The organism is Synechococcus sp. R8-2 (assembly GCF_047461715.1).
Taxonomy (GTDB): Bacteria; Cyanobacteriota; Cyanobacteriia; order Thermostichales; family Thermostichaceae; genus Thermostichus.
Window position 1 is genome coordinate 1 of record NZ_JANSHQ010000598.1, and the last position, 2,190, is coordinate 2,190.

The following is a 2,190-nucleotide window of genomic DNA, read 5'->3' on the forward strand; positions in this document are numbered from 1 at the left end:
CTCCTGCGATTTCTAGCTGAAAATGATAATTACTGATAATCAAAATTGAAAACGGCAAGGGGGCCTCATGAAAGTTGCCTACGTGTTCACTCACCCTCGCTGCGGCACCTATAAGTTGGGCCAGATGATCCTGCCTCAGCTAGAAGCAGGGGTGCATGGAGCGCAGGTGGTGGGCATGTTCTTTTTCGACGACAACTGCTTTGTTTTGCGGCAGGGGGATCCCATTGGCGAGCGCTTGGCCAAAGTTGCCCAAGAGCAAAACATCCTGCTGATGATGTGTGACATGTGCGCTCTGGAGCGCAACCTAGCCGAAGGGGAACCCCGCTGGTGCGACGCTCAAGGACGCGGGCGCAGAGAGCTAGCTCGGTGCGTTCCCAAAAACGTCGTCAAAGGAGTGCAGGTGGGCTGTTTCCCTGACCTCTACGAGGCCTTGAAGGACAACCCACCTGACCAAGTGATTACGCTTTGACGGAAGGACCCCGACTTAGCTGACGGCCACAGCCGCCGGCGGCTCTTGGCTGGGCTGAGAGCCGATCTTGCGGAAGATCAACCGCTCGTTGGCTACATCCACCAAAATGCGGTCGCCGGGTAGGAACTCGTTTTCCAGCAGCTTGGTGGCGATGGGGTTTTCGATCTCCCGCTGGATCACCCGCTTCAGGGGACGGGCCCCGAACACTGGGTCGTAGCCCACCTCTGCCAGGTAGTCCTTGGCTTCTTCGGTGAGCAGGATCTCGATTTGCTGATCTGCCAGCAGCTTTTCCACCCGCTGCATTTGCAGGCCGACAATCTGGCGAATTTGCTCTTTGGTGAGGGCGTGGAAGATGATCAGCTCGTCCACCCGGTTTAAAAACTCCGGTCGGAAGTGGTGCCGCAGCATGGCCAGCACCTGAGTTTTCATCTCCTCGTAGCGGCTTTCATCGGCCCCAATTTCCAGGATGAGGTCGCTGCCGATGTTGCTGGTCATGATGATGATGGTGTTTTTGAAGTCCACTGTCCGCCCTTGGGAGTCGGTGATGCGGCCATCGTCCAGCACCTGCAGCAGGATGTTGAAGACATCCGGGTGGGCTTTTTCCACCTCGTCAAACAGCACCACCGAGTAGGGGCGTCGCCGCACCGCCTCGGAGAGCTGCCCGCCTTCTTCGTAGCCCACGTAGCCTGGAGGGGCCCCCACCAAACGAGAGACCGAGTGCTTCTCCATGTACTCGGACATGTCGATGCGCACCATCGCCTCGGAAGTGTCGAAGAGGAACTCCGCCAAAGCACGGGCCAGCTCGGTTTTCCCCACGCCAGTGGGCCCCATGAACAGGAAAGAGCCGATGGGGCGATTGGGATCCTTCATGCCGGCCCGGGCGCGCCGAATGGCTGCCGCTACGGCGGCTACCGCCTCGTCTTGGCCCACCACCCGCTGGTGCAAATGGGCTTCCAGGCGCAGCAGCTTCTGCTTTTCCGACTCCATCAGGCTGGTGACTGGGATCCCGGTCCAGCGGGAGACGATCTCAGCGATATCTTCAGGAGTCACTTGCTCCCGCAGCAGCGGCTCGCCGTTGGCCTGCAGCTTGGCCAGGTGAGCCTCCTGCTCTTGGATTTGCCGCTCCAATTCCATCAGCTTGCCGTACTTGAGCTCGGCAGCGCGGTTGAGGTCATATTTTTGTTCAGCCTGTTCGATTTGAAGCTTGACGGCGTCCCGCTCGGCTTTAAGGCTTTGCAGGCGTTCGATAGCCTCTTTTTCAAATTGCCAGCGAGCATTCAACTCCCGTTGTCGCTCCGTCAGGTTGGCCAGCTCCTGCTCAATTTTGCTGAGGCGATCTCTAGAGGCAGCATCATCTTCTTTTTTCAGGGAGAGCTCCTCCATCTGCAGTTGCATGATGCGCCGGTCGATCTCGTCCAGCTCGACGGGCTTGGAGGTGATCTCCATCTTCAGCTTGGCCGCCGCCTCGTCCACCAGGTCAATGGCTTTGTCGGGCAGGAAGCGCTCGGAGATGTAGCGGTTGGAGAGCACCGCTGCCGCCACCAAGGCGGAGTCGCTGATTTTGACCCCATGGTGCAGCTCGTAGCGCTCTTTGAGGCCGCGCAGGATGGAGATGGTATCTTCCACCGAAGGCTGATCCACGTACACCGGCTGAAAGCGGCGTTCTAGGGCCGCATCTTTTTCGATGTGCTTGCGGTATTCATCCAGGGTGGTGGCGCCGA

At 58.7% G+C, this 2,190-nt stretch carries 2 protein-coding genes; one reads left to right on the forward strand and one right to left on the reverse strand.

The genetic code is table 11. From position 1 onward, the window contains the following. Positions 1–67 precede the first annotated feature (67 nt). A complete protein-coding gene (locus tag NW819_RS12910; protein WP_414413987.1) occupies positions 68–469 on the forward strand; it encodes a SaoD/DsrE family protein in 402 nt (133 codons plus the stop codon). 15 nt (positions 470–484) lie between these two features. Here NW819_RS12910 and NW819_RS12915 read toward each other — a convergent pair. Further along, positions 485–2,190, reverse strand: a 1,706-nt coding sequence (locus tag NW819_RS12915) for an AAA family ATPase (RefSeq protein WP_414413988.1), incomplete at its 5' end; no start/stop codon positions are given.

Excerpts from the sequence above, each read along its gene's own strand:
- NW819_RS12910 (WP_414413987.1), top strand. The coding sequence starts at position 68 with ATGAAAGTTGCCTACGTGTTCACTCACCCTCGCTGCGGCACCTATAAG.